This window comes from Clostridium chrysemydis, assembly GCF_015234215.1.
GTDB lineage: Bacteria > Bacillota > Clostridia > Clostridiales > Clostridiaceae > Clostridium > Clostridium chrysemydis.
In genome coordinates this window covers 19,543-40,924 of the sequence record NZ_JADEKP010000004.1, presented here as the reverse complement: position 1 = coordinate 40,924, position 21,382 = coordinate 19,543, and the positions used below count along the sequence as shown (strand labels likewise).

Below are 21,382 nucleotides of genomic sequence, written 5' to 3'. Positions count from 1 at the left end.
CTTATTTACTAAATCTTTATTAGTATGCGGATTATATATTTTATTTATTCTTTTAGTTAAACATAAAAAACCGCCGTAACCGGCGGTTTTTATTAGTCTAATGTATTGTTTTCAATAACGCTCTCAGCGATATTTACTGAGTGGTCACCAATTCTTTCAAAGTTACTTATTAGATCTAAGAATATTGCACCTGCATATGCACTGCATTTTCCATCATTAAGTCTTTTAATATGTTTATCTCTATAATCTTTTTCTAATACATTTATTCTATCTTCAACATCACTTATGCTACTTGCTTTTTTAACATCTCTATTTTCATAACTATCTGCAGCTATTTGAAGTGCATCTTTAGTATAGTTGTACATTTGTTTTAAATCCTCTATTGCACCTTTACTATATTCTAAGTTTTTATTTATTTTTTGTGATGCAAGGTCTGCTATATTTTCAGCATGGTCTCCTACTCTTTCAATATCATTTACAATATGGAAAGTTGATGTAACTATACCAAGTTCTCTATCTGAAAGATCGCATTTTGAAAGTTTAACTAAATAATTAGTTATAGCTTCTTCTAGAGTATTTATTATCTCTTCGTTCTCATATACTTTTTTTATTAATTTTTCATCATTTTCAAAAAATGCCTGCATAGCTAAATCTAAATTCTTTTGAGCTTTGTTTGACATTCTTATAGTTTCTTTTATAACTTGTCCTGCTGCTATAACAGGTGTTTCTAATAATCTATCATCAATAAATTTAGGACCATTAGTTTCAACCTCTTCATCTCCTGGAACTACCTTATTGGCTATAGCTATAAGCACATTTCTAAGAGGTAACATAACTAAAGTATTTACTACGTTGAAAACTGTATGTGAGTTAGCTATTTGCCTACTTACATCTCCTGGAGTTAAGTTATATACAAGTTCTCCAAGCATTCCTAAGAAAGGAATAAATATAATTGTTCCACCAACATTAAATAAAAGGTGAAGTACGGCAGCCTTATGCGCTGTTTTATTAGTTCCTATACTTGCAAGTAATGCTGTTATACAAGTACCTATATTACATCCAAATAATATTGGAAGTGCTTCTCCAATCGTTATAGTTCCTGTACCTGCAAGGGCAATTAAGATACCAGTAGTAGCTGATGAACTTTGAAGTATTGCAGTTATACCTGCACCAACTAAAATTCCTATGTACCACTTATCACCTATTGAAGCTAAAAGTTGTTCAAATACCGGTGAACTAGCTAGAGGTTTCATAGCCTCACTCATAGCGCCCATTCCAGTAAATAATATACCGAATCCTAAAACAATATTACCTATTTCTCTTCTCTTATTTGATTTAGCAAACATAACCATTCCTGTTCCAAAGAACACAAATAGTGGTGCTATATCGTCTAATTTAAATGCAACTAATTGAGCAGTTATAGTAGTACCTATATTTGCTCCCATAATAACACCAACAGCTTGCGCTAAGTTCATCAATCCTGCATTAACAAAACCAACTACCATTACAGTAGTCGCACTACTACTTTGTATTACAGCAGTTACTGCCGCCCCTACTACTACCGCCATAATAGGGTTAGATGTTACTTTTTCAAGTATCTTTTTAAGACCTTCCCCAGCTGCATTTTCTAAGCCGTCTCCCATAAGCTTCATTCCGTAAATGAATAGTCCAAGACCACCCATCAGAGTAATTATAGTCATTATCATTGAATCCAAAGTCTTTATCCTCCAAATTTATATATTTATTTTCTTTTCTATGTATTTCCTTTACTTACAATTCAAAGTGTACAATATCACTTAACATTTGTTAATATATTTTGGCTACTTTTAACCTAATTTTAATATAAAACGGACTTTTATTAGAAACAGGTTAAATATAATTTTTTTACTTTAAAGGACTGTTTCTATATAGTTAAATTTATAACTATTTTTGTTAAATATAAAATCTAATGTTTCAATTAATCTACATCTTATAAAAATTATTTAGTATTTTAGCTAATTCCTTTGGATTATCATTATTTACTTCATGTTTTGAGTTCTTTATAAATACCATTTCTGATTTTGATATACTTTTATATAGATTTCTTGTAGCCTTTTTATTTGGACTATCATTTTCTCCACAAATTAGTAGCACTTTACAAGAAACCTTCTTTAATTCATTTTTTAAATTCAAGTTCATCATTGATTTTGTCAATTTAATAAAATCTTCTCTACTCATTCCCATACTTTCGAAGGATTTTTTAGGTAGAAATCTAAAAACTATATTTTGCAATTTAAGTAACGTTTTTGGCATTTCATATTGCGCAGCAATTAATACTAATGAATTAACTCTTTTAGGATTATCTATAGCATAATTTAATGCTAGAACTGCGCCTAGTGAAAGTCCGCATAAATCTAATGGTTCTGAAATTTCATTACAGTAGTTTGAGAAAGCTTTATACAAATTTTGATAGGATACCTCTTTACCCTTAATAAGTGTAGCTGACTCAACACAAAATATATTATCTTGTTTTAACATATGTGAAATAGTTTCGTTCCAAACTAAAGAATTTTGCCCTAGTCCATGAATTAAAATACGTTTCATTATGCCCCTCCCCCAATTTGCTTTTTATCTATATTTTACCATATACTCAAAAAATATTATTCTACCTCAAGTTAAAAGGTACAAAAAAAAAAGAAGAACAGTAACATACTGCTCTTCTTTTTCTGAAAATAAGTAAATCCAGACAATTATCTTTTTGAGAATTGTGGTGATTTTCTTGCTTTCTTTTTACCGTATTTCTTTCTTTCAACCATTCTTGAGTCTCTAGTTAAGAATCCAGCTTTTTTTAACTCAGGCTTTAATGCCTCGTCTGATTTAACTAATGCTCTAGCGATTCCGTGTCTGATAGCTCCTGCTTGACCTGTGAATCCTCCACCGTGAACATTTACTAAAACGTCAAACTTATCTTTAGTTTCTGTTAAAACTAAAGGTTGGTTAAGTATAACTCTTAAAGTTTCTAATCCGAAATAATTTTCAGAATCTCTTTTATTTATGATTACTTGCCCGTTTCCAGGTACTAATCTAACTCTTGCAACTGATTTTTTTCTTCTACCAGTTCCCATGTATTGAACTTTTGCCATTTTACTTCCTCCTCCCAAGAATTGTATACTAGTACTTTAATTCAAGTACTTCTGGATTTTGAGCTTCGTGGTTGTGCTCAGTTCCTCTGTATACTTTTAATTTCTTTAACATTTTTCTTCCTAAAACACCACTTGGTAACATTCTTCTTACTGCTTCTTCGAATGCAAATTCAGGTTTTTTAGCTAAAACTTCTCTGTATGGAGTTTCTTTTAGTCCACCTGCGTATCCGCTGTGCTTTCTTAACATTTTTTGATCTAACTTCTTACCAGTTAAAACAACTTTCTCTGCATTGATAACTACTACGAAATCTCCGCAGTCAACATTTGGTGTAAATGTTGGTTTATTTTTTCCTCTTAATATTGAAGCAACTTGGCTAGCAACTCTTCCTAGAGGCTTTCCAGCAGCGTCAACAACATACCATTTTCTTTCAACTTCTTGTGCTTTTGCAATGTATGATTTCATCTCTTTACCTCCCTAGATAATTCATTCGCTTTACTTAAAGCTTAAGTACCGCATTTATGTTACGACTTTTAAAAGTCTAATCTACATAAATATTCTAACAAACATTAATTATTATAATACACGCTTACGGGCGTGTCAATAAATTTTACTCACTTTTTTCGCTAATAATAGACTTTTTCTAAAACTAACCCTGTAGATGGTGCACAAAAGCCTGCATCTTCACGTTTTCCTAGATTTATAATACTTTTTATATCTTGTTTTTTTATTTTTCCAAGACCTACTTCTATTAAAGTTCCAGCAATAATTCTAACCATATTATAAAGAAATCCATCCGCAGTTATATATAATTTTATAATTTCTCCATCCTTTTCTAAATGAAGATCGCTAATAGTTCTAATGCTAGTTTTTACAGAACTTCCTGATGTTTTAAAAGCTTTAAAATCGTGTTTCCCTATAAAATCTTTACAAGCCTCTTCCATATCACTAAAATTAAGCTTATCTCTTATATGACAAGAATAGCTTCTAAACATTGCTACCTTTTCGTATCTATTAATTATAGTATAACAATAAGTTTTTCCTTTACTACTATAACGGGCATGGAAATCTAAAGGAACCTCTTCTGATTTTACTATTGCTATATCATCAGGTAGCTTAGTATTTATTGCTTCTCTAAAGCGTTCTGGTGGCACACTACTATCTGTTTTAAAGTTTGCTACCATTCCTCTTGCATGCACTCCTGCATCAGTTCTAGAGCTTCCTGTGATAGATACCTTATCTTTTACTATTTTTTCTATAGCATTTTCAATGCATTCTTGAATAGTTAAATGATTATTTTGCCTTTGCCACCCAGCATAATTACTTCCATCGTATTCTATTGTTAATTTAATATTTTTCAAAATTATCCCCTCTTCAAGCCTAAAATAAGAGCGTTTAGCGATATTTATAATTATATCCTTAAACGCACATTTTTATAATCTTACAAACAAAAATCTAGCAATAGATTAAAAGTTTTTTTAACCTATTGCTATTATCTTTAAATCTTTTTATAAAATTCTAATTAATATACTAGCTACAAATAACACTGCAAAAATAGCCCAAGCCTTTGCATCTCTTTTTGTAAACTGTAATTTCTTCATTCTAGTTCTGCCAGCTCCACCTCTATAGCATCTAGCTTCCATAGCTATAGCAAGTTCATCAGCTCTTCTAAATGAACTTATAAATAACGGAACTAATAAAGGTATTAAACTTTTAGCCTTTTGTATTATATTTCCGGTTTCAAAATCTGCACCTCTTGCTTTTTGTGCTTTCATAATCTTATCTGTTTCATCCATAAGCGTTGGAATGAATCTTAAAGCTATCGTCATCATCATAGCAAGTTCGTGTGCAAGTTCTCTACCAATAGGTCTTAAAAGTGCTTCTATACCGTCTGTAAGTTCTATAGGTGATGTTGTTAATGTAAGGAGTGATGTACCTACTACTAAGAATATAAGCCTTAAAGCCATAAATACGGCTGTTCTTACACCTTCAACATATATATTTATAAACCCAAAGTGGAATAGTAATGTATCTGGTGTACCTTTTATCATAAATATATTAATTATAGAGGTTAAAACTACTAAAAATATTATAGGTTTTAAACCTTTTAAAATAAATCTTGCAGGAACTTTTGAGTCTGCAATTACTGCTGCTAAAAAAGCAACTACTAAAATATAACCCCAAAACTTATCCATTATAAATAAAGAAACTATAAATAATAATGATATAAGTATTTTAGTTCTTGGGTCTAGCTTATGAACAAATGAATTACCAGGAATATATTGTCCTATAGTTATATCTTTCATCATCTTAACTATCCCCCCTAAACAGAACTCTTTCCAAATATTTTAATTAATTCTTTTCTAGCCTCTTCTATTGTATAAATATCTTCTCTTATATCTATTCCTTTAGCTCTAAGTGCTCTTATAAGGTACGTAACCTGCGGAACCCCAAGTCCTATATCTTCTAAGGTTTCAACTTCTTTAAAAACCTCTCTAGGGCTTCCTTCTAATACTACTTTACCTTTATTCATAACTATTACTCTCTTTGCAATCTTAGCAACGTCCTCCATACTGTGACTTACCAAGATTATAGTCATATTATATTTTTCGTGAAGTAATTTTATTTGATTTAAGATATCATCTCTGCCTTTAGGGTCTAATCCTGCTGTAGGCTCATCTAAAATTAAAGTTTTAGGTTCCATAGCGATAACTCCAGCTATAGCTACCCTTCTTTTTTGTCCTCCACTTAAATCAAAAGGTGATTTATGTCTATAAGTTTCGTAATCTAACCCTACCATCTCCATAGACTTTTTAACTCTTTTAGTTATTTCTTCATCATCTAGCCCTAAATTTCTAGGACCATATTCTATATCTTTTTCGATAGTTTCTTCAAAAAGCTGATACTCTGGATATTGAAATACTAACCCAACTTTTTTTCTAACATCAATAAGCTTTGACCCTTTTAAAGTTATATCAACACCATCAACTATAATCTTTCCTGAAGTAGCTTCTAAAAGACCATTCATGTGTTGTATAAGAGTTGATTTACCAGACCCTGTGTGACCTATTAATGCAATAAATTCACCATCATTTATATTTAAATTAACATCATCTAAAGCTACCTTTTCAAAAGGACCATTTTGCATATAGACGTGTCTTAAATCTTCTATTTTAATTGACATAACGCATCCACCATCTCATCTACATTTATAATTTCTCTATCTATAGAAATACCAGCTTTATTTAATTCATATGATAACTCTGTAACTTGAGGAACATCTAATCCTACTTCTTTCATTTTTTCAACATTTGAAAAAATCTTCTTTGGCGTTCCTTCCATTATTGCTTTACCATCATCTACTACAACGATTCTATCAGCTTCAGCTGCTTCATCCATATAGTGAGTAATTAAAACAATAGAAATTCCATACTCTTTATTTATCTCTTTTATATTTTTTATTACTTCTTTTCTTCCTGAAGGGTCAAGCATAGCTGTAGGTTCATCTAAAATTATACAATCAGGTTGCATAGCTAAAATACCTGCTATAGCTACTCTTTGCTTTTGTCCACCTGAAAGAAGATGTGGTGCGTGCCTTTTATATTCACTCATGCCAACCTTCTCTAAACTTTCATCAACCCTTTTTCTTATTTCTAAAGGATCTATACCTAAATTTTCTGGCCCAAACGCAACGTCATCTTCAACAATAGTTGCAACCATTTGGTTATCTGGGTTTTGAAACACCATTCCAGCTTTTGACCTTATATCCCAAACATTATCTTCATCCCTAGTATTTAATTCATCAACATATACATTTCCGTCACTAGGAATTAAAAGAGCATTCATATGCTTAGCTACAGTAGACTTACCAGATCCATTATGACCAAGTACTACAAGAAATTCACCTTTTTTAACAGAAAGGTTTATATCTTTTAAAGCATATTTAATCTCACCATCTTCATGTGAAGTATACTTAAATGATACATTCTCACATCTTATCATTTCATTACTCATTTATATTACCACCATACCTATCTCTATATGACTTTAAAAACATCATATAAATTTTAACTAAAAAACTAATCGATATTTTTTATATACACTATTTAAAGATTAAAAAAATCCTAAAATACTGTATATACAGTGTACCAATACTATTATATCTTATATGGTCCTATTTTCAATGTTAAATATATATCTAACTTATAATATTCTAACTAATTTCTAAGCCTTATTTTGAAATTTACCACAAAAGGATATCTATTGTAAATATTTATTCTACATAAAATTCTTTATTTTATACAAAAATAAAGATGTGTTACTAAAAGTAATACATCTTTTCTTACATTTTGGGCTTAATTTTGCGATATAGTCTTAAAACTAACTACTAAATGGATTTAATTTTAAATTATATCTATGAAAAAAGGGTATTAAGTACGAATACTTAATACCCTTAACAAAACAATTATACTAATTCAAGTATAACCATTTCTGCTCCGTCCCCTCTTCTTGGACCAACTTTATACATTCTTGTATAACCACCGTTTCTCTCAGTGTATTTTGGAGCTATATTATCAAATAAATGTTTTACTACTGCTTCCTCTTGTACAAAAGCTAATACTTGTCTTCTAGCGTGAAGATCTCCTCTTTTAGCAAGAGTGATCATTTTTTCTGCTAAACTTCTTGTTTCTTTAGCTCTTGTTACAGTTGTTTCGATCTTACCGTGCTTTAAGAAGCTAGTTACTAGTCCTCTAAGCATAGCTCTTCTTTGATCTGAAGGAAGACCTAACTTACGATTAACTGCCATGGATTTACCTCCTTACTCGTCGCCTAGTTTTAAGCTTAAACCTAACTCTTTAAGTTTCTTTTCAACTTCTTCTAAGGATTTCTTTCCTAGATTTCTTACTTTCATCATGTCGTCCATTGATCTGTTAGCAAGTTCTTGAACTGTGTTGATTCCTGCTCTTTTTAAGCAGTTATATGATCTTACTGAAAGATCAAGCTCTTCAACAGTCATCTCTAGTACTTTTTCCTTTTTATCTTCTTCTTTTTCTATCATTATCTCAACATCATTTGTGTTGTCAGTTAATGACATAAATAATTTGAAGTGTTCTATTAAGATTTTTGCTGATAAGCTAATAGCTTCATCAATCTTAATAGTACCATCTGTCCAAATTTCTAAAGTTAATTTATCATAGTCAGTAATTTGACCGACTCTAGTATTTTCTACTTTATAATTAACTCTTTTTACTGGTGTGTATATTGAATCAACAGCGATTGCTGATATTGGTAGATCGTCGCTCTTATTTTTATTTTGAGTAACATATCCTCTACCTCTGTTTACAGTAAGCTCCATATAAAGTCTTCCATCTGTATCTAAAGTTGCAATATGTAAATCCTTATTAACAACTTCAACATCTCCGTCAGTCTTTATATCAGCGCCTGTTACAACACCTGGTCCTTTTGCATCTATATATATAGTTTTAGGACCTTCACCATTCATTCTTAAAGCTAAAGCTTTAATGTTAAGAATAATTTCTGTAACATCTTCTTTAACTCCTTGTATAGTTGAGAACTCATGTAATACACCATCAATTTTCACTGATGTTACAGCAGCACCTGGTAAAGAAGATAATAATATTCTTCTTAGGGCATTTCCTAATGTAATACCATATCCTCTTTCAAGTGGCTCAACCGTATACTTACCATAAGTACCGTCTTCATTTGACTCTATACATTCAATTATTGGCTTTTCGATTTCTAACATACGAACCCTCCTTTATTTTAAAATGGCAACCTTTTTGAGGGCAACTGATTCCATATTTGTTATAGAATTACTATCCCCTAACAAATATTACAATTATTTGCTGTATAACTCAACGATAAGAGTTTCATTAACAGGAACGTCAATGTCTTCTCTTGTTGGTAAAGCAACTACTTTGCCTTCGTAGTTTTCAACGTTAGCTTCTAACCATTTTGGTAAAGTCTTTGGATTTTCAACGAAAGTTTTGAACTTTTCGCTTGCTCTGCTCTTCTCAGCAACAGTTATTACGTCGTTAGCTGATACTTTGTATGATGGAATATCAACTTTCTTACCATTTACTAAGAAATGTCCGTGATTAACTAATTGTCTTGCTTCTTTTCTTGAAGCTCCGTATCCTAGTCTATATACTACGTTATCAAGTCTTTGCTCTAATAATTGTAGTAAGTTTTCCCCAGTGATACCTTTCATGTTATCAGCCTTCTCGTAGTAACTTCTGAATTGGCCTTCTAACACTCCATATATTCTTCTTGCTTTTTGCTTTTCTCTTAATTGAACACCATACTCAGATAGCTTCTTTCTTGCTGCTCCGTGTTGTCCTGGTGCGTAGCTTCTTCTAACAAAAGCACATTTATCTGTATAACATCTATCCCCTTTTAGGAATAGTTTCATACCTTCTCTTCTACATAATCTACATGTAGCTCCAGTATATCTTGCCATTAATTACACCTCCTGTTTGAATAGACTAGACTCTTCTTCTTTTTGGTGGTCTACATCCGTTGTGTGGGATTGGAGTAACATCTTTTATTAATGTTACTTCTAAACCTGCAGCTTGTAATGATCTTATAGCTGCTTCTCTTCCTGAACCTGGTCCTTTAACGTAAACTTCTATGCTCTTTAATCCGTGTTCCATAGCTCCTTTAGCTGCTGTTTCAGCTGCCATTTGAGCTGCGAATGGAGTACTCTTTCTTGATCCTCTGAAACCTAGAGCTCCAGCACTTGACCATGATAACGCGTTACCTTGAGCGTCTGTTAAAGTAACTATTGAGTTGTTGAATGTTGATTTGATGTGTGCAGCACCATGCTCAACGTTTTTTCTTTCTTTTCTTCTTCTAGTTTTTTTAACCTTTGCCATTGCCTTCCCTCCTTAATTATTTCTTCTTATTTGCGATAGTCTTTTTAGGACCTTTTCTTGTTCTCGCATTAGTCTTAGTTTTTTGTCCTCTTACTGGAAGACCTTTTCTATGTCTAATTCCTCTATAACATCCGATTTCCATTAATCTTTTGATGTTAAGAGCAACTTCTCTTCTTAAATCACCTTCGATAGTAAGCTCTTTAATGTAATTTCTTAATGAGTTTACTTCGTCTTCAGTTAAATCCTTAACTCTTGTGTCTGGATTTATACCTGTAGCTGATAATATCTTATGTGAAGTAGATAACCCGATTCCATAAATGTAAGTTAAGCCTACTTCTACTCTTTTTTCTCTTGGTAGGTCAATACCTGCTATTCTTGCCATTAAAATTTACACCTCCTGGTAATTGAAATGCCTTGTAAAAAATTATTATATATTAATAATCTAAAAAAAAATATATATAATAAAATTTCAGGTCAACAGAGATTTTGCATCTCTATTGCAGCCGCCCTAAAATCTAATTATTTTAATTAATGCCTATATAATGATATTTGACTTTTGCATAAAAGTCAACATTTTTTAAATACCTAAATTGTATTTTTTGTCTAATATTAATTTATATTAGCCTTGTTTTTGCTTGTGCTTAGGATTTTCACAGATAACCATTACTCTTCCTTTTCTTTTTATTACTTTGCACTTTTCGCAAATAGGCTTAACTGATGGTCTTACTTTCATCGCTAACCCTCCTTGTAAGTTATGATAACTTTGTTATCTAATTATTTTGCTCTCCATGTAATTCTACCTCTTGTTAGATCATATGGAGAAAGCTCTACTGTAACTTTATCTCCAGGCAGAATTCTTATGAAGTTCATTCTTAATTTTCCTGATATATGTGCTAGAATTACGTGACCACTTTCAAGTTCAACTTGGAAGTTTGCATTAGGTAAGGATTCTAGTACCACACCTTGCATTTCTATAACATCATCTTTTGACATAAGGTAATCAACCCTCCTTAACAATGCCTCTTAATTTTAAAAATCTCTTAATTTTTAAGTCAGCATCTTTCTTATTTACTCTGATTGAGTTAATCAAATCTTCATTTATACTTTCTAAAAGATTTAAATGTTTAATTCTTTTTTTCTTCGGTTTTGAAATAGTTTTTGTATTTCCATCAGATAGTAACACATAATCTTTATCCAAAGTACCTACTACTACGTATAAATGATCTTTGTCTCTACCAGCTAAAGAAAGTACTACCTTCCCAATCAAGTCATTGTTTTGCAAATTTTTCACCTCGATGAGTATCTTAGAAACAAATCTAATTTTATAAATTTATAACTAAGCAACACTTTTTCACTATTTTACTAGTGTTAAAATTTCGGGACCATCTGGTAAAATTGCAATTGTATTTTCGTAATGAGCAGATAAACTACCATCACTTGTTACAACTGTCCACTTATCTCTAAGCGTCCTAACTTTGTGGGATCCTGCATTAATCATCGGCTCTACTGCTAATACCATACCCTCAGTAAGCTTTGGACCTTTACCTGGTTTACCGAAATTAGGTATCTCAGGATCTTCATGTAGATCTCTGCCTATCCCGTGTCCTACAAAATTCCTTACAACTGAGAAACCATTCTCCTCAGCGTACCTTTGTATTTCATGTGATATATCTGATAAGTTATTCCCTATTTTCGCTTGTTTTAAACCTGCAAAAAAGGAATCTCTTGTAACATCTATTAACTTTTTTGCTCCTTCGGATACTTTACCTACAGGAAAAGTCCTAGCAGCATCTCCATGGAATCCTTCAAGATAGGCTCCACAATCAATACTGACTATATCGCCTTCTTTTAAGATGTAATTTCCTGGTATTCCATGAACTACTTCATTATTCACAGAAATACATAGAGAAGAAGGAAAGCCGTACAACCCCTTAAATGAAGGTTTTGCTCCATGCTTAGTTATAAATTCTTCTGCTATTCTGTCCAATTCTTTAGTAGTTATACCAGGTTTGATTCTAGTTTCGATTAGATTAAGAGTTTCTCCAACTAATCGTCCTGCTCTTCTCATAGAGTCAATTTCTAAATGATTTTTAATTATAATCATTTATTATTTATCTCCTAAGATTTCACAGATACTTTCGAATACTTCGTTGATAGCTCTAGTACCGTCAACAGTTGAAAGTAAATTCTTTTCTCTATAAAAATCAATTAGTGGTTGAGTTTGTGTTTTATAAACTTCAAGTCTCTCACCAACAGTCTCTGCTGTATCATCTTTTCTTTGTACTATTTCGCTTCCGCAAAGATCGCACTTTCCTTCAACCTTTGGTGGGTTGAATTTTATATGATAACTTGCTCCACATGCTGGGCAAACTCTTCTACCTGTCATTCTTTCAAGAATAAAATCGCTTGGAACTTCAATACATAAAGCTGTATCTAAGTTTTCGTTTCTTTCTTTTAAGAAAGCATCTAAAGCTTCTGCTTGAGCTACTGTTCTTGGGAAACCATCTAAAAGGTATCCGTTTTTACAGTCATCTTCTTGAAGTCTATCTTTTACCATGTTAATAGTAACTTCATCTGGGACTAATTGCCCATTATCCATATAACTCTTTGCCTCTATTCCAAGAGGTGTATTTCCAGAAATGTTTTTTCTGAAGATATCTCCAGTTGAAATATGAGGTATTGAATATCTATTACTAATTGATTTTGCCTGTGTTCCCTTACCTGCTCCAGGAGGGCCTAATAAAATAATCTTCACGGGCTCATCATCTCCACTATTTATTTTTATTTAAGAAATCCTTTGTAGTGCCTCATTACCATTTGTGATTCTAAACGTCTTGTAAAGTCTAAAGCGACACTTACAACGATTAGTAATGATGTTCCTCCAAATTGTATTCCTTCAAATGAAGTATACTGAGCAACTAATATTGGTGACACTGCTAAGAAAGCAGCGAATATACCACCTATAAAAGATACTCTGTTTAGAAGTTTTTCAAAAAATCTTTCTGTTGGTTCTCCAGGTCTAACTCCTGGAATAACTCCAGCAGATTTGTGTAAGTTCTCAGCCATTTCATCTGGTTTGAACGTTACCTGTGTGTAGAACCAAGTAAAGAATATCGTAAGTACTGCATACACTACTGGATACATCCATGTTTTATCATTAAATATACTCCATGGACTGCTTGTAACCCATATTGCCCACTCGTGGTTCGGGAAGAAATTAGCTATTGTTCTAGGGAAACCTAATACAGACATTGCAAAAATTATTGCGATAACTGCAGATCCTACTATACTTAGTGGGATATGAGTTGATTGTCCCTTCATCATCTTGTTTCCTACAGCTTTACCAGCATATTGTACTGGAACTCTTCTCTCCGCAAGCGAGAAATAAATAACTCCTGTAAGCACTGCTAAAGCGAATACTATAAATAGTACTATCTCAACAATACTTATTTTTCCTGTGTCTTCTAAGAGAGCTAAGTCTCTTATTGTCATTGGTAATCTAGAAATAATATTTATGAAGATCAATATTGATACACCATTTCCGAATCCCTTAACAGTGATTTGATCTCCTAGCCACATACAGAACGTAGATCCTACTACTAAAGATGTTATAACAACCAACATTTTGGCAGTAGTTAATCCTGCTGTTGCACCACTTCTTGAAATCGTGAAGTACATACCAACTGCTAAGATAACTGAAATCACAATAGATAAATATCTTGTTGCGTTTTGAATTTTCTTTCTACCTTCTTCACCTTCTTTAGAAAGTTGTTCTAAAGATGGAATTGCGATAGTAAGCAATTGAGTGATGATAGATGCATTAATATATGGCATAACACCTAGTGCAAAAATACTAAATCTACTAAAGGCTCCACCTGATATTAAATCATAGAATCCCATTAGACTTCCAGACTGAGTAAGTCCTTTTAAAAAGTCAGCACTTACCCCAGGAACAGGAATATGACTTCCCATCCTGAAGATAGCTACTAAGAACAATGTCCAATAAAACTTACTTCTTAACTCTGGAACCTTCCAGGCATTACGTAGGGTTGACAGCATTCTTAAATCACCTCAGCTTTTCCTCCAGCTGCTTCGATTTTTTCGATAGCAGACTTTGAGAATTTAACACCTTTTACTGTTAAACTCTTTTCTAAGTTTCCGTTTCCAAGGATTTTTACTCCATCCATAACTTTTGATACTACTCTTCTTTCAAGTAATAACTCTGGAGTTACTTCTGTACCATTTTCAAATACATTTAATCTGTCTACGTTTATGCTAACAATTTTCTTAGCGAATATGTTAGTGAATCCTCTTTTAGGTAATCTTCTGTATAAAGGCATTTGACCCCCTTCAAAACCGGGTCTAACTCCACCGCCTGATCTAGCGTTTTGTCCTTTTTCACCTTTACCAGCGTTTCTTCCTAATCCTGAACCAGTTCCTCTTCCAACTCTTTTAGGAGCTTTTCTGCTTCCTGCTACAGGTTTTAATTCATGTAGTTTCATATCTAGTGCACCTCCTCTATGTTATATTTCTTCTACTTTTAGTAAGTAGTCGATTTTATTTATCATACCTTGTATTTGAGGAGTTACCTCATGTTCTACTGTTTTTCTTATTTTTTTAAGTCCAAGAGCGTTTGCAGTAGCGATATGATCTTTTTTTCTACCGATTAAGCTTTTAACTAATGTTAATCTAACTTTTGCCATTGCAAGTTCCCTCCTAACCTAATATTTCTTCAACAGATTTTCCTCTTAATGCAGCTATATCTTCAGCTGTTCTTAAGTTAGCTAATCCGTTGATAGTTGATTTAACCATGTTGATTTTGTTGTTTGAACCTAATGATTTAGCTCTTACGTCTTTTAATCCTGCTAATTCAAGTACGATTCTCGCTGGTCCTCCAGCGATAACTCCTGTACCTTCTTTAGCTGGCATTATTAATACATCACCAGTTCCGAATTTTCCATGGATTTCATGAGGAACTGTAGTTCCTACGATAGAAACATTTACTAAGTTTTTCTTAGCATCTTCTATTCCTTTTTTGATTGCTTCAGGTATTTCGATAGATTTTCCCATTCCAACACCAACGTGTCCGTTTTCGTCTCCAACTACTACTAATGCAGCAAATCTGAAGTTTCTACCACCTTTAACAACCTTAGTAACTCTATTTATGTTAACAACCTTTTCTTTAAGGTCTAGTGTACTAGGATCGATTCTCATTGATTTCCCTCCTCTTATTAGAATTTTAATCCAGCTTCTCTTGCTCCGTCAGCTAAAGATTGAACTCTTCCGTGGTACACGTATCCACCTCTATCAAAAACAACTTCTGATAATCCTTTTTCTATAGCTTTCTTTGCAACGGCTTCTCCTACTAACTTAGCGCCTTCTTTGTTTCCGCCTTTAGCAGCAAAATCTTTTTCTAAGCTTGAAGCAGCAACTATTGTTACAGCATTTACATCATCTATGATTTGTGCGTATATATTCTTTTCGCTTCTATATACTGAAAGTCTTGGTCTTTCAGGAGTACCAACAACTTTTTTACGTACTCTAAGGTGACGTCTTTCTCTTTTAGCTTTTCTGTCTGCCTTCTTGAACATAAAGCTCACTCCTTTCCTATCTATTACTTACCAGTTTTACCTTCTTTACGTCTGATCACTTCGTTTTCGTATCTTATACCTTTACCTTTGTATGGCTCTGGTTTTCTCCATGATCTGATCTGTGCAGCAGCTTCTCCAACTTTTTGCTTGTCAATTCCTTGAACTATAACTTTAGTAGCTTCTGGAATTTCGAATTCAACGCCTTCGATTGCTTTTATTTCAACTGGATGTGAGTATCCAAGGTTCATTACAAGTTTATTTCCTTGCTTTTGAGCTCTATAACCAACACCATTTAGGATAAGAGTTTTTGAATATCCTTTCTCTACTCCTGTGATCATGTTGTTTATAAGTGCTCTTGTTAATCCGTGAAGAGCTCTATGCTCTTTAACGTCACTTGGTCTAGTAACAACAACTTCGTTGTTTTCAACCTTTATAGTCATGTCTGCGTTCATAGCTTGCACTAGCTCGCCTTTTGGCCCTTTTACAGTAACAGTGTTATTATCTGCTACAGTAACAGTTACGCCAGCAGGGATAGCTATTGGTAATCTACCTACTCTTGACATAATTGCACCTCCTGTATTGTTCTATACAATCTATATAATCTTAGTTAATTTCTTAAATTTAATACTACCAAACGTAGCAAAGAACTTCTCCACCTACACCGTTCTTTCTAGCTTCTCTATCAACCATGATTCCTCTTGAAGTTGATATTACAGCGATTCCAAGTCCGTTAAGTACTCTTGGAGTTTCGTCCTTCTTACAGTAAACTCTTAATCCTGGTTTAGATATTCTCTTTAATCCAGTGATTACTTTTTCGTTGTTAGCACCATATTTAAGAGATAATCTTAACATTGGTACAACTCCGTCATTGTATTCATCAATTTCCTTGATGTAACCTTCTTGTAATAATATATTTGCAATAGTCTTCTTCACGCTTGATGAAGGTACCTCTACTACTTCGTGTCTAACTGCATTAGCATTTCTGATACGAGTTAGTAAATCTGCTATTGGATCTGTCATAACCATTTAATATGCCTCCTTTCACTATGTGTTCAGTATTACCAGCTTGCCTTTTTGCATCCAGGGATTTGGCCTTTGTATGCAAGTTCTCTGAAGCAGATACGGCATATACCGAATTTCTTTAAAACTGAGTGTGGTCTACCACATACTCTACATCTAGTATAAGCTCTAGTTTTGTATTTTGGTTCTTTACTCCACTTTTCTATTATCGCTTTACGTGCCATCTTTTTCCCTCCTTATTATTGAGCGAATGGCATTCCAAGGAATTTTAATAATTCTCTTGCTTCTTCGTCAGTATTAGCTGTTGTTACGAAGATGATATCCATTCCTCTAACTTTATCTATCTTATCATATTCTATTTCAGGGAATATTAATTGCTCTTTAACTCCCATTGAGTAGTTTCCTCTTCCGTCAAATGACTTACTTGAAACTCCTCTGAAGTCTCTAACTCTTGGTAAAGCAATTGACATTAACTTGTCAGCAAACTCATACATGTTTGCTTTTCTTAATGTAACTTTACATCCTAATGCCATGTTTTCTCTTATTTTAAAGTTAGCAACTGATTTCTTAGCTCTTGTTAATATAGGCTTTTGTCCTGATATTATTGTTAAGTCGCTTACAGCTGATTCTAAAACCTTTTGGTTTTCTCTAGCTTCACCAACTCCCATGTTGATTACTATTTTCTCAAGTCTTGGTACTTGCATGATGTTTTCATAACCAAACTTCTCCATCATTGCAGGTATTATTTCTTTTTCATATCTATCTTGAAGTCTTGTCATATCGATTCCCTCCTTTCAGAATTCTTAGAATGTTTCTCCGCACTTCTTGCAAACTCTTACTTTAGTACCATCTTCTAAGATTTTATTACTAATTCTTGTAGCGTTTTTGCATTTTGTGCAGAATAACATTACTTTTGAGCCGTTTATAGCAGCTTCTCTTTCGATTATTGCACTTTCAGCTTGTGTTCTATTAGCTTTTTGGTGCTTCTTAACTATGTTAACTCCTTGAACTAGCACTTTACCAGTTTTTGGATATACTTTTAAAACTTCACCAGTTTTCCCTTTATCTTTACCAGATATAACTAAAACTGTATCATTCTTTTTAACGTGCATTCTCATGAATTGGACACCTCCTCTTATAGAACTTCAGGTGCTAATGATAAGATTTTGTTGAACTCTTTATCTCTTAGCTCCCTAGCAACTGAACCGAAGATACGTGTTCCTCTTGGTTGCTTATCGTCTTTTATTATAACAGCAGCATTTTCATCGAATCTTACATATGATCCATCTGCTCTTCTTATTCCTTTTACTGATCTTACTATAACTGCCTTAACAACTTCGCCTTTTTTAACAACTCCGCCTGGTGTTGCACTTTTAACGCTAGCAACTATAATGTCTCCAATGTTACCGTACTTTCTTTTAGAACCGCCTAATACTCTTATGCACATAATTTCTTTAGCACCTGAGTTGTCAGCAACTTTTAATCTAGTTTGTTGTTGTATCATTGAAAATTACCCTCCTTTCGGTCTTAAGCAATATTATTTAGCTTTTTCTACTATTTCAACAAGTCTCCATCTCTTATCTTTAGATATAGGTCTTGTTTCCATTATTAATACTCTATCATTAATTCCAGCTTCATTATTTTCATCATGAGCTTTGAATTTAGTAGTTCTGTTAACAGTTTTTCCATAAAGTGGATGTCTAACTTTAGTTTCGATAGCAACTACAATTGTTTTATCCATTTTATCTGAAACGACTCTACCAACTCTTTTCTTTCTTAGTCCTCTTTCCATTAAAGAAACCTCCTTCCAGGATTACTGTTCAACCGCTCTTAACTCTTCTTGTCTTAAGATGGTTTTTATTTGGGCTATAGATTTTTTCACTTCTCTGATTCTCATTGGATTTTCTAATTGTCCAGTAGCTAATTGGAATCTTAAGTTGAATAATTCAGCCTTTAATTCTCCTAATTTAGCTTTTAAATCTTGAGGATTGCTATTTCTTAATTCTTTTAGTTCTCTAGCCTTCATTATTCTTCACCACCCATTTCCTCAAAATCTCTTCTTGTAACGAACTTAGTCTTTACAGGAAGTTTGTGTGATGCAAGTCTCATAGCTTCTCTTGCAACTTCTTCACTTACGCCTGATAGTTCAAAAAGAACTCTACCTGGCTTAACTACTGCTACCCAGTATTCTGGTGAACCTTTACCTGAACCCATTCTAGTTTCAGCTGGTTTTTCTGTAACAGGCTTATCTGGGAAAATCTTTATCCAAAGTTTTCCTCCTCTTTTAATATATCTATTTATAGCAATTCTGGCAGACTCTATTTGGTTACTTGTGATCCATCCACAAGTTGTAGCTTGAATACCGAAATCTCCATAAGCTAGGAAATTACCTCTTGTAGCTTTACCTTTCATTCTACCACGTTGTACCTTACGATGCTTAACTCTTTTAGGCATTAACATGACTTATTCCTCCTTTCCTATGCGTTAGCAGTTGCTTCTTTCTCAACTTTTTTAGTTGGAAGAACCTCTCCGTTGTAAACCCAAACTTTAACTCCGATTTTTCCGTATGTTGTATCTGCTTCTGCAAATCCATAATCGATGTCAGCTCTTATAGTTTGTAGTGGAATTGTTCCTTCATTGTATTGCTCAGTTCTTGCGATCTCAGCTCCACCTAATCTTCCTGAACAAGCAGTTTTAACACCTTTAACTCCTTGTCTCATAGCTCTTTGTATAGTTTGCTTCATAGCTCTTCTGAAAGATATTCTCTTTTCTAATTGTGCAGCTATGTTTTCAGCCATTAATTGAGCGTTAGTTTCAACATTTTTAACTTCAACTATGTTGATTATTAAATGTTTTCCACCTACGAATCCAGCTAATTTCTTCTTTAAGGCTTCGATTCCTGATCCACCTTTTCCGATTACTACACCTGGTTTAGCTGTGTGTATGTTTAATTTAATTCTCTTAGCAGCTCTCTCGATTTCGATTCTTGAGATTCCTGCTGAGAAAAGTTCTTTTTTAACGAATTCTCTTATTTGGTTATCTTCGATTAAGTTATCAGCAAAATCTTTTTTGTTAGCATACCATTTTGCGTCCCAATCTTTGATAACACCTACTCTAAGTCCGTGAGGATGTACTTTTTGACCCACTTCGTTTCCCTCCTTCTTTCTAAGCTCTTTCTTTAACAACTATTGTTATGTGGCTTGTTTTTTTGTTAATTCTGAATGCTTTACCGTGATCCATTGGTCTGAATCTCTTAAGGATTGGACCTTGACCTACGAATGCTTCTGATACATATAATCTATCTGCATCTAAACCGTTATTGTTTTCTGCATTAGCAACAGCTGATTTTAAAACTTTGTTTATTTCAACAGCTGCTTCTCTTGGAGTGTATTGTAAGATAGCAAAAGCTTCTTTAACATTTTTATTTTTTATTAAATTAAGAACAACTCCTACTTTAACTGGAGACATTCTAACATACTTAGCTATAGCTCTAGCTTCCATTTATGCTCCTCCTTTCTAGGCAATTACTTTCTTTTTGATGATTTATCATCATGTCCTCTATAAGTTCTTGTTAGTGAGAATTCTCCTAACTTATGTCCAACCATATCTTCACTGATATAAACTGGAACGTGCTTTCTTCCATCATGAACAGCGATTGTGTGTCCAATCATTTGTGGGAAAATTGTTGAAGTTCTTGACCAAGTCTTAACAACTTTGTGTTCCCCATTAGCGTTCATTTCTTCGATTTTCTTTAAAAGTCCAGCGTGAACAAAAGGTCCTTTTTTGATTGATCTACTCATTATAGTTTGCCTCCCTTCATATACTTAGGCTTCTAGCCATGAAGAGAATGGGAATTCTCTTCAAACTACTTGCTATTTCTTCTCTTAATGATGAATTTATCTGAATATTTTTTATTCTTTCTAGTTTTGTATCCAAGTGCAGGTTTACCCCATGGAGTCATTGGACTTGGTCTACCTACTGGTGATTTACCTTCTCCACCACCGTGCGGGTGATCGCAAGGGTTCATAACAGATCCTCTTACAGTTGGTCTCCAACCTAAGTGTCTCTTTCTACCAGCTTTACCTATTTTAACGATATCGTTAGTAGTGTTTGAAACAGTACCTATAGTAGCTCTACATTCTATTCTAACGTATCTAGTTTCGCCTGAAGGTAATCTTAAAGTAGCATATCTACCTTCTTTAGCCATTAATTGTGCTGATCCACCAGCAGCTCTTACTAATTGAGCTCCTTTTCCAGCTTGTAATTCTATGTTGTGAACAAAAGTACCAACTGGGATATTAGCTAATGGTAACGCGTTACCTGGCTTGATATCAGCTTCTGGTCCTGAAACAACAACGTCTCCAACTTTTAATCCGTTAGGTGCGATGATGTATCTTTTGTCTCCATCAGCGTATACAACTAAAGCGATATATGCTGATCTGTTTGGATCGTATTCTACTGTAGCAACTTTTGCTTCAATACCATCCTTATTTCTTTTGAAATCTATTAATCTGTATTTTCTTTTTGCTCCACCACCGTGGTGTCTTACAGTTATTTTACCTTGTGCATTTCTACCACCAGTTTTCTTTAAAGAAACTAATAATGATTTCTCAGGTACATTTGTTGTTATTTCATCAAATGTAGGCATTGTCATGTTTCTTCTTGATGGTGTAGTAGGTCTAAATGTTTTAACTGCCATTTTGATTTCCCTCCTTCTTAAAGCTTATCTGGTGCCTAGCACCAATACTTCACTTT

At 33.4% G+C, this 21,382-nt stretch carries 36 protein-coding genes; all 36 read right to left on the bottom strand.

Annotation, left to right across the window (positions count from 1 at the left end; genetic code table 11):
- Positions 1-92: 92 nt before the first annotated feature.
- On the bottom strand, positions 93-1,706 hold the full coding sequence (locus INR60_RS11575) for a Na/Pi cotransporter family protein (RefSeq protein WP_420797490.1): 1,614 nt from the start codon (positions 1,704-1,706) through the stop codon (positions 93-95).
- A gap of 256 nt (positions 1,707-1,962) precedes the next feature.
- The gene (locus tag INR60_RS11570; protein ID WP_194191695.1) at positions 1,963-2,583 is read right to left on the bottom strand and encodes an alpha/beta fold hydrolase; all 621 of its coding nucleotides are present in this window, start codon (positions 2,581-2,583) and stop codon (positions 1,963-1,965) included.
- A 146-nt stretch (positions 2,584-2,729) separates the two neighbouring features.
- Positions 2,730-3,122 (bottom strand): 30S ribosomal protein S9, encoded by a 393-nt coding sequence (gene rpsI / locus INR60_RS11565; protein WP_194191694.1) that lies wholly within the window; start codon positions 3,120-3,122, stop codon positions 2,730-2,732.
- A 28-nt stretch (positions 3,123-3,150) separates the two neighbouring features.
- Positions 3,151-3,585: a 50S ribosomal protein L13 gene (gene rplM / locus INR60_RS11560; protein WP_194191693.1), complete on the bottom strand. Its 435-nt coding sequence runs from the start codon at positions 3,583-3,585 to the stop codon at positions 3,151-3,153.
- A 161-nt stretch (positions 3,586-3,746) separates the two neighbouring features.
- The gene (gene truA, locus INR60_RS11555; protein ID WP_194191692.1) at positions 3,747-4,481 is read right to left on the bottom strand and encodes a tRNA pseudouridine(38-40) synthase TruA; all 735 of its coding nucleotides are present in this window, start codon (positions 4,479-4,481) and stop codon (positions 3,747-3,749) included.
- 147 nt (positions 4,482-4,628) lie between these two features.
- The gene (locus tag INR60_RS11550; RefSeq protein ID WP_194191691.1) at positions 4,629-5,429 is read right to left on the bottom strand and encodes an energy-coupling factor transporter transmembrane component T family protein; all 801 of its coding nucleotides are present in this window, start codon (positions 5,427-5,429) and stop codon (positions 4,629-4,631) included.
- 14 nt (positions 5,430-5,443) lie between these two features.
- Complete coding sequence (locus INR60_RS11545) at positions 5,444-6,304, bottom strand: energy-coupling factor transporter ATPase (protein WP_194191690.1); 861 nt, start codon at positions 6,302-6,304, stop codon at positions 5,444-5,446.
- Positions 6,289-7,134: an energy-coupling factor transporter ATPase gene (locus tag INR60_RS11540; RefSeq protein ID WP_194191689.1), complete on the bottom strand. Its 846-nt coding sequence runs from the start codon at positions 7,132-7,134 to the stop codon at positions 6,289-6,291. The genes INR60_RS11545 and INR60_RS11540 overlap by 16 nt, the downstream gene beginning before the upstream one ends.
- A gap of 451 nt (positions 7,135-7,585) precedes the next feature.
- The gene (gene rplQ, locus INR60_RS11535) at positions 7,586-7,927 is read right to left on the bottom strand and encodes a 50S ribosomal protein L17 (protein ID WP_194191688.1); all 342 of its coding nucleotides are present in this window, start codon (positions 7,925-7,927) and stop codon (positions 7,586-7,588) included.
- 12 nt (positions 7,928-7,939) lie between these two features.
- A complete protein-coding gene (locus tag INR60_RS11530) occupies positions 7,940-8,887 on the bottom strand; it encodes a DNA-directed RNA polymerase subunit alpha (RefSeq protein ID WP_194191687.1) in 948 nt (315 codons plus the stop codon).
- A gap of 93 nt (positions 8,888-8,980) precedes the next feature.
- Positions 8,981-9,601 carry a 30S ribosomal protein S4 gene (gene rpsD / locus INR60_RS11525; protein ID WP_194191686.1) on the bottom strand — a complete coding sequence of 207 codons (621 nt, stop codon included), beginning with the start codon at positions 9,599-9,601 and terminating at the stop codon, positions 8,981-8,983.
- A 25-nt stretch (positions 9,602-9,626) separates the two neighbouring features.
- Positions 9,627-10,016: a 30S ribosomal protein S11 gene (rpsK, locus tag INR60_RS11520; RefSeq protein ID WP_194191685.1), complete on the bottom strand. Its 390-nt coding sequence runs from the start codon at positions 10,014-10,016 to the stop codon at positions 9,627-9,629.
- A 16-nt stretch (positions 10,017-10,032) separates the two neighbouring features.
- Positions 10,033-10,398, bottom strand: coding sequence for a 30S ribosomal protein S13 (gene rpsM / locus INR60_RS11515; RefSeq protein WP_194191684.1), 366 nt, complete (start codon positions 10,396-10,398; stop codon positions 10,033-10,035).
- A gap of 237 nt (positions 10,399-10,635) precedes the next feature.
- Positions 10,636-10,749: a 50S ribosomal protein L36 gene (gene rpmJ, locus INR60_RS11510; protein ID WP_003373491.1), complete on the bottom strand. Its 114-nt coding sequence runs from the start codon at positions 10,747-10,749 to the stop codon at positions 10,636-10,638.
- A 41-nt stretch (positions 10,750-10,790) separates the two neighbouring features.
- Positions 10,791-11,009 carry a translation initiation factor IF-1 gene (gene infA / locus INR60_RS11505; protein WP_194191683.1) on the bottom strand — a complete coding sequence of 73 codons (219 nt, stop codon included), beginning with the start codon at positions 11,007-11,009 and terminating at the stop codon, positions 10,791-10,793.
- A gap of 7 nt (positions 11,010-11,016) precedes the next feature.
- Positions 11,017-11,298, bottom strand: coding sequence for a KOW domain-containing RNA-binding protein (locus tag INR60_RS11500; RefSeq protein WP_194191682.1), 282 nt, complete (start codon positions 11,296-11,298; stop codon positions 11,017-11,019).
- A gap of 72 nt (positions 11,299-11,370) precedes the next feature.
- Positions 11,371-12,120, bottom strand: coding sequence for a type I methionyl aminopeptidase (map, locus tag INR60_RS11495; RefSeq protein WP_194191681.1), 750 nt, complete (start codon positions 12,118-12,120; stop codon positions 11,371-11,373).
- Between the two features lie 3 nt (positions 12,121-12,123).
- The gene (locus tag INR60_RS11490; RefSeq protein WP_194191680.1) at positions 12,124-12,771 is read right to left on the bottom strand and encodes an adenylate kinase; all 648 of its coding nucleotides are present in this window, start codon (positions 12,769-12,771) and stop codon (positions 12,124-12,126) included.
- A gap of 26 nt (positions 12,772-12,797) precedes the next feature.
- Entirely contained in the window at positions 12,798-14,075 is a 1,278-nt protein-coding gene (secY, locus tag INR60_RS11485; protein ID WP_194191679.1) for a preprotein translocase subunit SecY, read from the bottom strand.
- A gap of 2 nt (positions 14,076-14,077) precedes the next feature.
- Entirely contained in the window at positions 14,078-14,518 is a 441-nt protein-coding gene (rplO, locus tag INR60_RS11480; RefSeq protein WP_194191678.1) for a 50S ribosomal protein L15, read from the bottom strand.
- A 21-nt stretch (positions 14,519-14,539) separates the two neighbouring features.
- Entirely contained in the window at positions 14,540-14,719 is a 180-nt protein-coding gene (gene rpmD / locus INR60_RS11475) for a 50S ribosomal protein L30 (RefSeq protein WP_194191677.1), read from the bottom strand.
- A gap of 13 nt (positions 14,720-14,732) precedes the next feature.
- Positions 14,733-15,230 carry a 30S ribosomal protein S5 gene (gene rpsE / locus INR60_RS11470; protein ID WP_194191676.1) on the bottom strand — a complete coding sequence of 166 codons (498 nt, stop codon included), beginning with the start codon at positions 15,228-15,230 and terminating at the stop codon, positions 14,733-14,735.
- A 17-nt stretch (positions 15,231-15,247) separates the two neighbouring features.
- Positions 15,248-15,607 carry a 50S ribosomal protein L18 gene (rplR, locus tag INR60_RS11465; RefSeq protein ID WP_194191675.1) on the bottom strand — a complete coding sequence of 120 codons (360 nt, stop codon included), beginning with the start codon at positions 15,605-15,607 and terminating at the stop codon, positions 15,248-15,250.
- 23 nt (positions 15,608-15,630) lie between these two features.
- Entirely contained in the window at positions 15,631-16,170 is a 540-nt protein-coding gene (gene rplF, locus INR60_RS11460) for a 50S ribosomal protein L6 (RefSeq protein WP_194191674.1), read from the bottom strand.
- A 64-nt stretch (positions 16,171-16,234) separates the two neighbouring features.
- A complete protein-coding gene (gene rpsH / locus INR60_RS11455; RefSeq protein ID WP_194191673.1) occupies positions 16,235-16,633 on the bottom strand; it encodes a 30S ribosomal protein S8 in 399 nt (132 codons plus the stop codon).
- Between the two features lie 32 nt (positions 16,634-16,665).
- On the bottom strand, positions 16,666-16,851 hold the full coding sequence (locus INR60_RS11450) for a type Z 30S ribosomal protein S14 (protein WP_194191672.1): 186 nt from the start codon (positions 16,849-16,851) through the stop codon (positions 16,666-16,668).
- A gap of 15 nt (positions 16,852-16,866) precedes the next feature.
- Positions 16,867-17,406 (bottom strand): 50S ribosomal protein L5, encoded by a 540-nt coding sequence (gene rplE, locus INR60_RS11445; RefSeq protein WP_194191671.1) that lies wholly within the window; start codon positions 17,404-17,406, stop codon positions 16,867-16,869.
- 24 nt (positions 17,407-17,430) lie between these two features.
- Entirely contained in the window at positions 17,431-17,745 is a 315-nt protein-coding gene (gene rplX / locus INR60_RS11440) for a 50S ribosomal protein L24 (protein WP_194191670.1), read from the bottom strand.
- 17 nt (positions 17,746-17,762) lie between these two features.
- Positions 17,763-18,131, bottom strand: coding sequence for a 50S ribosomal protein L14 (rplN, locus tag INR60_RS11435; protein WP_194191669.1), 369 nt, complete (start codon positions 18,129-18,131; stop codon positions 17,763-17,765).
- Positions 18,132-18,164: 33 nt separating this feature from the next.
- Entirely contained in the window at positions 18,165-18,419 is a 255-nt protein-coding gene (rpsQ, locus tag INR60_RS11430; RefSeq protein ID WP_194191668.1) for a 30S ribosomal protein S17, read from the bottom strand.
- A 21-nt stretch (positions 18,420-18,440) separates the two neighbouring features.
- Entirely contained in the window at positions 18,441-18,653 is a 213-nt protein-coding gene (gene rpmC, locus INR60_RS11425; protein WP_194191667.1) for a 50S ribosomal protein L29, read from the bottom strand.
- Positions 18,653-19,087: a 50S ribosomal protein L16 gene (gene rplP, locus INR60_RS11420; protein WP_194191666.1), complete on the bottom strand. Its 435-nt coding sequence runs from the start codon at positions 19,085-19,087 to the stop codon at positions 18,653-18,655. The genes rpmC and rplP overlap by 1 nt, the downstream gene beginning before the upstream one ends.
- A gap of 17 nt (positions 19,088-19,104) precedes the next feature.
- The gene (rpsC, locus tag INR60_RS11415; RefSeq protein ID WP_194191665.1) at positions 19,105-19,773 is read right to left on the bottom strand and encodes a 30S ribosomal protein S3; all 669 of its coding nucleotides are present in this window, start codon (positions 19,771-19,773) and stop codon (positions 19,105-19,107) included.
- 19 nt (positions 19,774-19,792) lie between these two features.
- Complete coding sequence (gene rplV, locus INR60_RS11410; protein WP_194191664.1) at positions 19,793-20,128, bottom strand: 50S ribosomal protein L22; 336 nt, start codon at positions 20,126-20,128, stop codon at positions 19,793-19,795.
- A gap of 23 nt (positions 20,129-20,151) precedes the next feature.
- On the bottom strand, positions 20,152-20,427 hold the full coding sequence (gene rpsS, locus INR60_RS11405; protein WP_194191663.1) for a 30S ribosomal protein S19: 276 nt from the start codon (positions 20,425-20,427) through the stop codon (positions 20,152-20,154).
- 65 nt (positions 20,428-20,492) lie between these two features.
- Entirely contained in the window at positions 20,493-21,326 is an 834-nt protein-coding gene (gene rplB, locus INR60_RS11400) for a 50S ribosomal protein L2 (RefSeq protein ID WP_194191662.1), read from the bottom strand.
- Between the last annotated feature and the right edge of the window lie 56 nt (positions 21,327-21,382).

What these genes read in the sequence shown, in the direction of transcription:
- INR60_RS11575 (WP_420797490.1), bottom strand. Translation starts at nt 1,706, where the DNA reads ATGATAATGACTATAATTACTCTGATGGGTGGTCTTGGACTATTCATT.
- INR60_RS11570 (WP_194191695.1), bottom strand. Translation starts at nt 2,583, where the DNA reads ATGAAACGTATTTTAATTCATGGACTAGGGCAAAATTCTTTAGTTTGG.
- rpsI (WP_194191694.1), bottom strand. Translation starts at nt 3,122, where the DNA reads ATGGCAAAAGTTCAATACATGGGAACTGGTAGAAGAAAAAAATCAGTT.
- rplM (WP_194191693.1), bottom strand. Translation starts at nt 3,585, where the DNA reads ATGAAATCATACATTGCAAAAGCACAAGAAGTTGAAAGAAAATGGTAT.
- INR60_RS11550 (WP_194191691.1), bottom strand. Translation starts at nt 5,429, where the DNA reads ATGATGAAAGATATAACTATAGGACAATATATTCCTGGTAATTCATTT.
- INR60_RS11545 (WP_194191690.1), bottom strand. Translation starts at nt 6,304, where the DNA reads ATGTCAATTAAAATAGAAGATTTAAGACACGTCTATATGCAAAATGGT.
- INR60_RS11540 (WP_194191689.1), bottom strand. Translation starts at nt 7,134, where the DNA reads ATGAGTAATGAAATGATAAGATGTGAGAATGTATCATTTAAGTATACT.
- rplQ (WP_194191688.1), bottom strand. Translation starts at nt 7,927, where the DNA reads ATGGCAGTTAATCGTAAGTTAGGTCTTCCTTCAGATCAAAGAAGAGCT.
- INR60_RS11530 (WP_194191687.1), bottom strand. Translation starts at nt 8,887, where the DNA reads ATGTTAGAAATCGAAAAGCCAATAATTGAATGTATAGAGTCAAATGAA.
- rpsD (WP_194191686.1), bottom strand. Translation starts at nt 9,601, where the DNA reads ATGGCAAGATATACTGGAGCTACATGTAGATTATGTAGAAGAGAAGGT.
- rpsK (WP_194191685.1), bottom strand. Translation starts at nt 10,016, where the DNA reads ATGGCAAAGGTTAAAAAAACTAGAAGAAGAAAAGAAAGAAAAAACGTT.
- rpsM (WP_194191684.1), bottom strand. Translation starts at nt 10,398, where the DNA reads ATGGCAAGAATAGCAGGTATTGACCTACCAAGAGAAAAAAGAGTAGAA.
- rpmJ (WP_003373491.1), bottom strand. Translation starts at nt 10,749, where the DNA reads ATGAAAGTAAGACCATCAGTTAAGCCTATTTGCGAAAAGTGCAAAGTA.
- infA (WP_194191683.1), bottom strand. Translation starts at nt 11,009, where the DNA reads ATGTCAAAAGATGATGTTATAGAAATGCAAGGTGTGGTACTAGAATCC.
- map (WP_194191681.1), bottom strand. Translation starts at nt 12,120, where the DNA reads ATGATTATAATTAAAAATCATTTAGAAATTGACTCTATGAGAAGAGCA.
- secY (WP_194191679.1), bottom strand. Translation starts at nt 14,075, where the DNA reads ATGCTGTCAACCCTACGTAATGCCTGGAAGGTTCCAGAGTTAAGAAGT.
- rplO (WP_194191678.1), bottom strand. Translation starts at nt 14,518, where the DNA reads ATGAAACTACATGAATTAAAACCTGTAGCAGGAAGCAGAAAAGCTCCT.
- rpmD (WP_194191677.1), bottom strand. Translation starts at nt 14,719, where the DNA reads ATGGCAAAAGTTAGATTAACATTAGTTAAAAGCTTAATCGGTAGAAAA.
- rpsE (WP_194191676.1), bottom strand. Translation starts at nt 15,230, where the DNA reads ATGAGAATCGATCCTAGTACACTAGACCTTAAAGAAAAGGTTGTTAAC.
- rplR (WP_194191675.1), bottom strand. Translation starts at nt 15,607, where the DNA reads ATGTTCAAGAAGGCAGACAGAAAAGCTAAAAGAGAAAGACGTCACCTT.
- rplF (WP_194191674.1), bottom strand. Translation starts at nt 16,170, where the DNA reads ATGTCAAGAGTAGGTAGATTACCAATAGCTATCCCTGCTGGCGTAACT.
- rpsH (WP_194191673.1), bottom strand. Translation starts at nt 16,633, where the DNA reads ATGGTTATGACAGATCCAATAGCAGATTTACTAACTCGTATCAGAAAT.
- INR60_RS11450 (WP_194191672.1), bottom strand. Translation starts at nt 16,851, where the DNA reads ATGGCACGTAAAGCGATAATAGAAAAGTGGAGTAAAGAACCAAAATAC.
- rplE (WP_194191671.1), bottom strand. Translation starts at nt 17,406, where the DNA reads ATGACAAGACTTCAAGATAGATATGAAAAAGAAATAATACCTGCAATG.
- rplX (WP_194191670.1), bottom strand. Translation starts at nt 17,745, where the DNA reads ATGAGAATGCACGTTAAAAAGAATGATACAGTTTTAGTTATATCTGGT.
- rplN (WP_194191669.1), bottom strand. Translation starts at nt 18,131, where the DNA reads ATGATACAACAACAAACTAGATTAAAAGTTGCTGACAACTCAGGTGCT.
- rpsQ (WP_194191668.1), bottom strand. Translation starts at nt 18,419, where the DNA reads ATGGAAAGAGGACTAAGAAAGAAAAGAGTTGGTAGAGTCGTTTCAGAT.
- rpmC (WP_194191667.1), bottom strand. Translation starts at nt 18,653, where the DNA reads ATGAAGGCTAGAGAACTAAAAGAATTAAGAAATAGCAATCCTCAAGAT.
- rplP (WP_194191666.1), bottom strand. Translation starts at nt 19,087, where the DNA reads ATGTTAATGCCTAAAAGAGTTAAGCATCGTAAGGTACAACGTGGTAGA.
- rplV (WP_194191664.1), bottom strand. Translation starts at nt 20,128, where the DNA reads ATGGAAGCTAGAGCTATAGCTAAGTATGTTAGAATGTCTCCAGTTAAA.
- rpsS (WP_194191663.1), bottom strand. Translation starts at nt 20,427, where the DNA reads ATGAGTAGATCAATCAAAAAAGGACCTTTTGTTCACGCTGGACTTTTA.
- rplB (WP_194191662.1), bottom strand. Translation starts at nt 21,326, where the DNA reads ATGGCAGTTAAAACATTTAGACCTACTACACCATCAAGAAGAAACATG.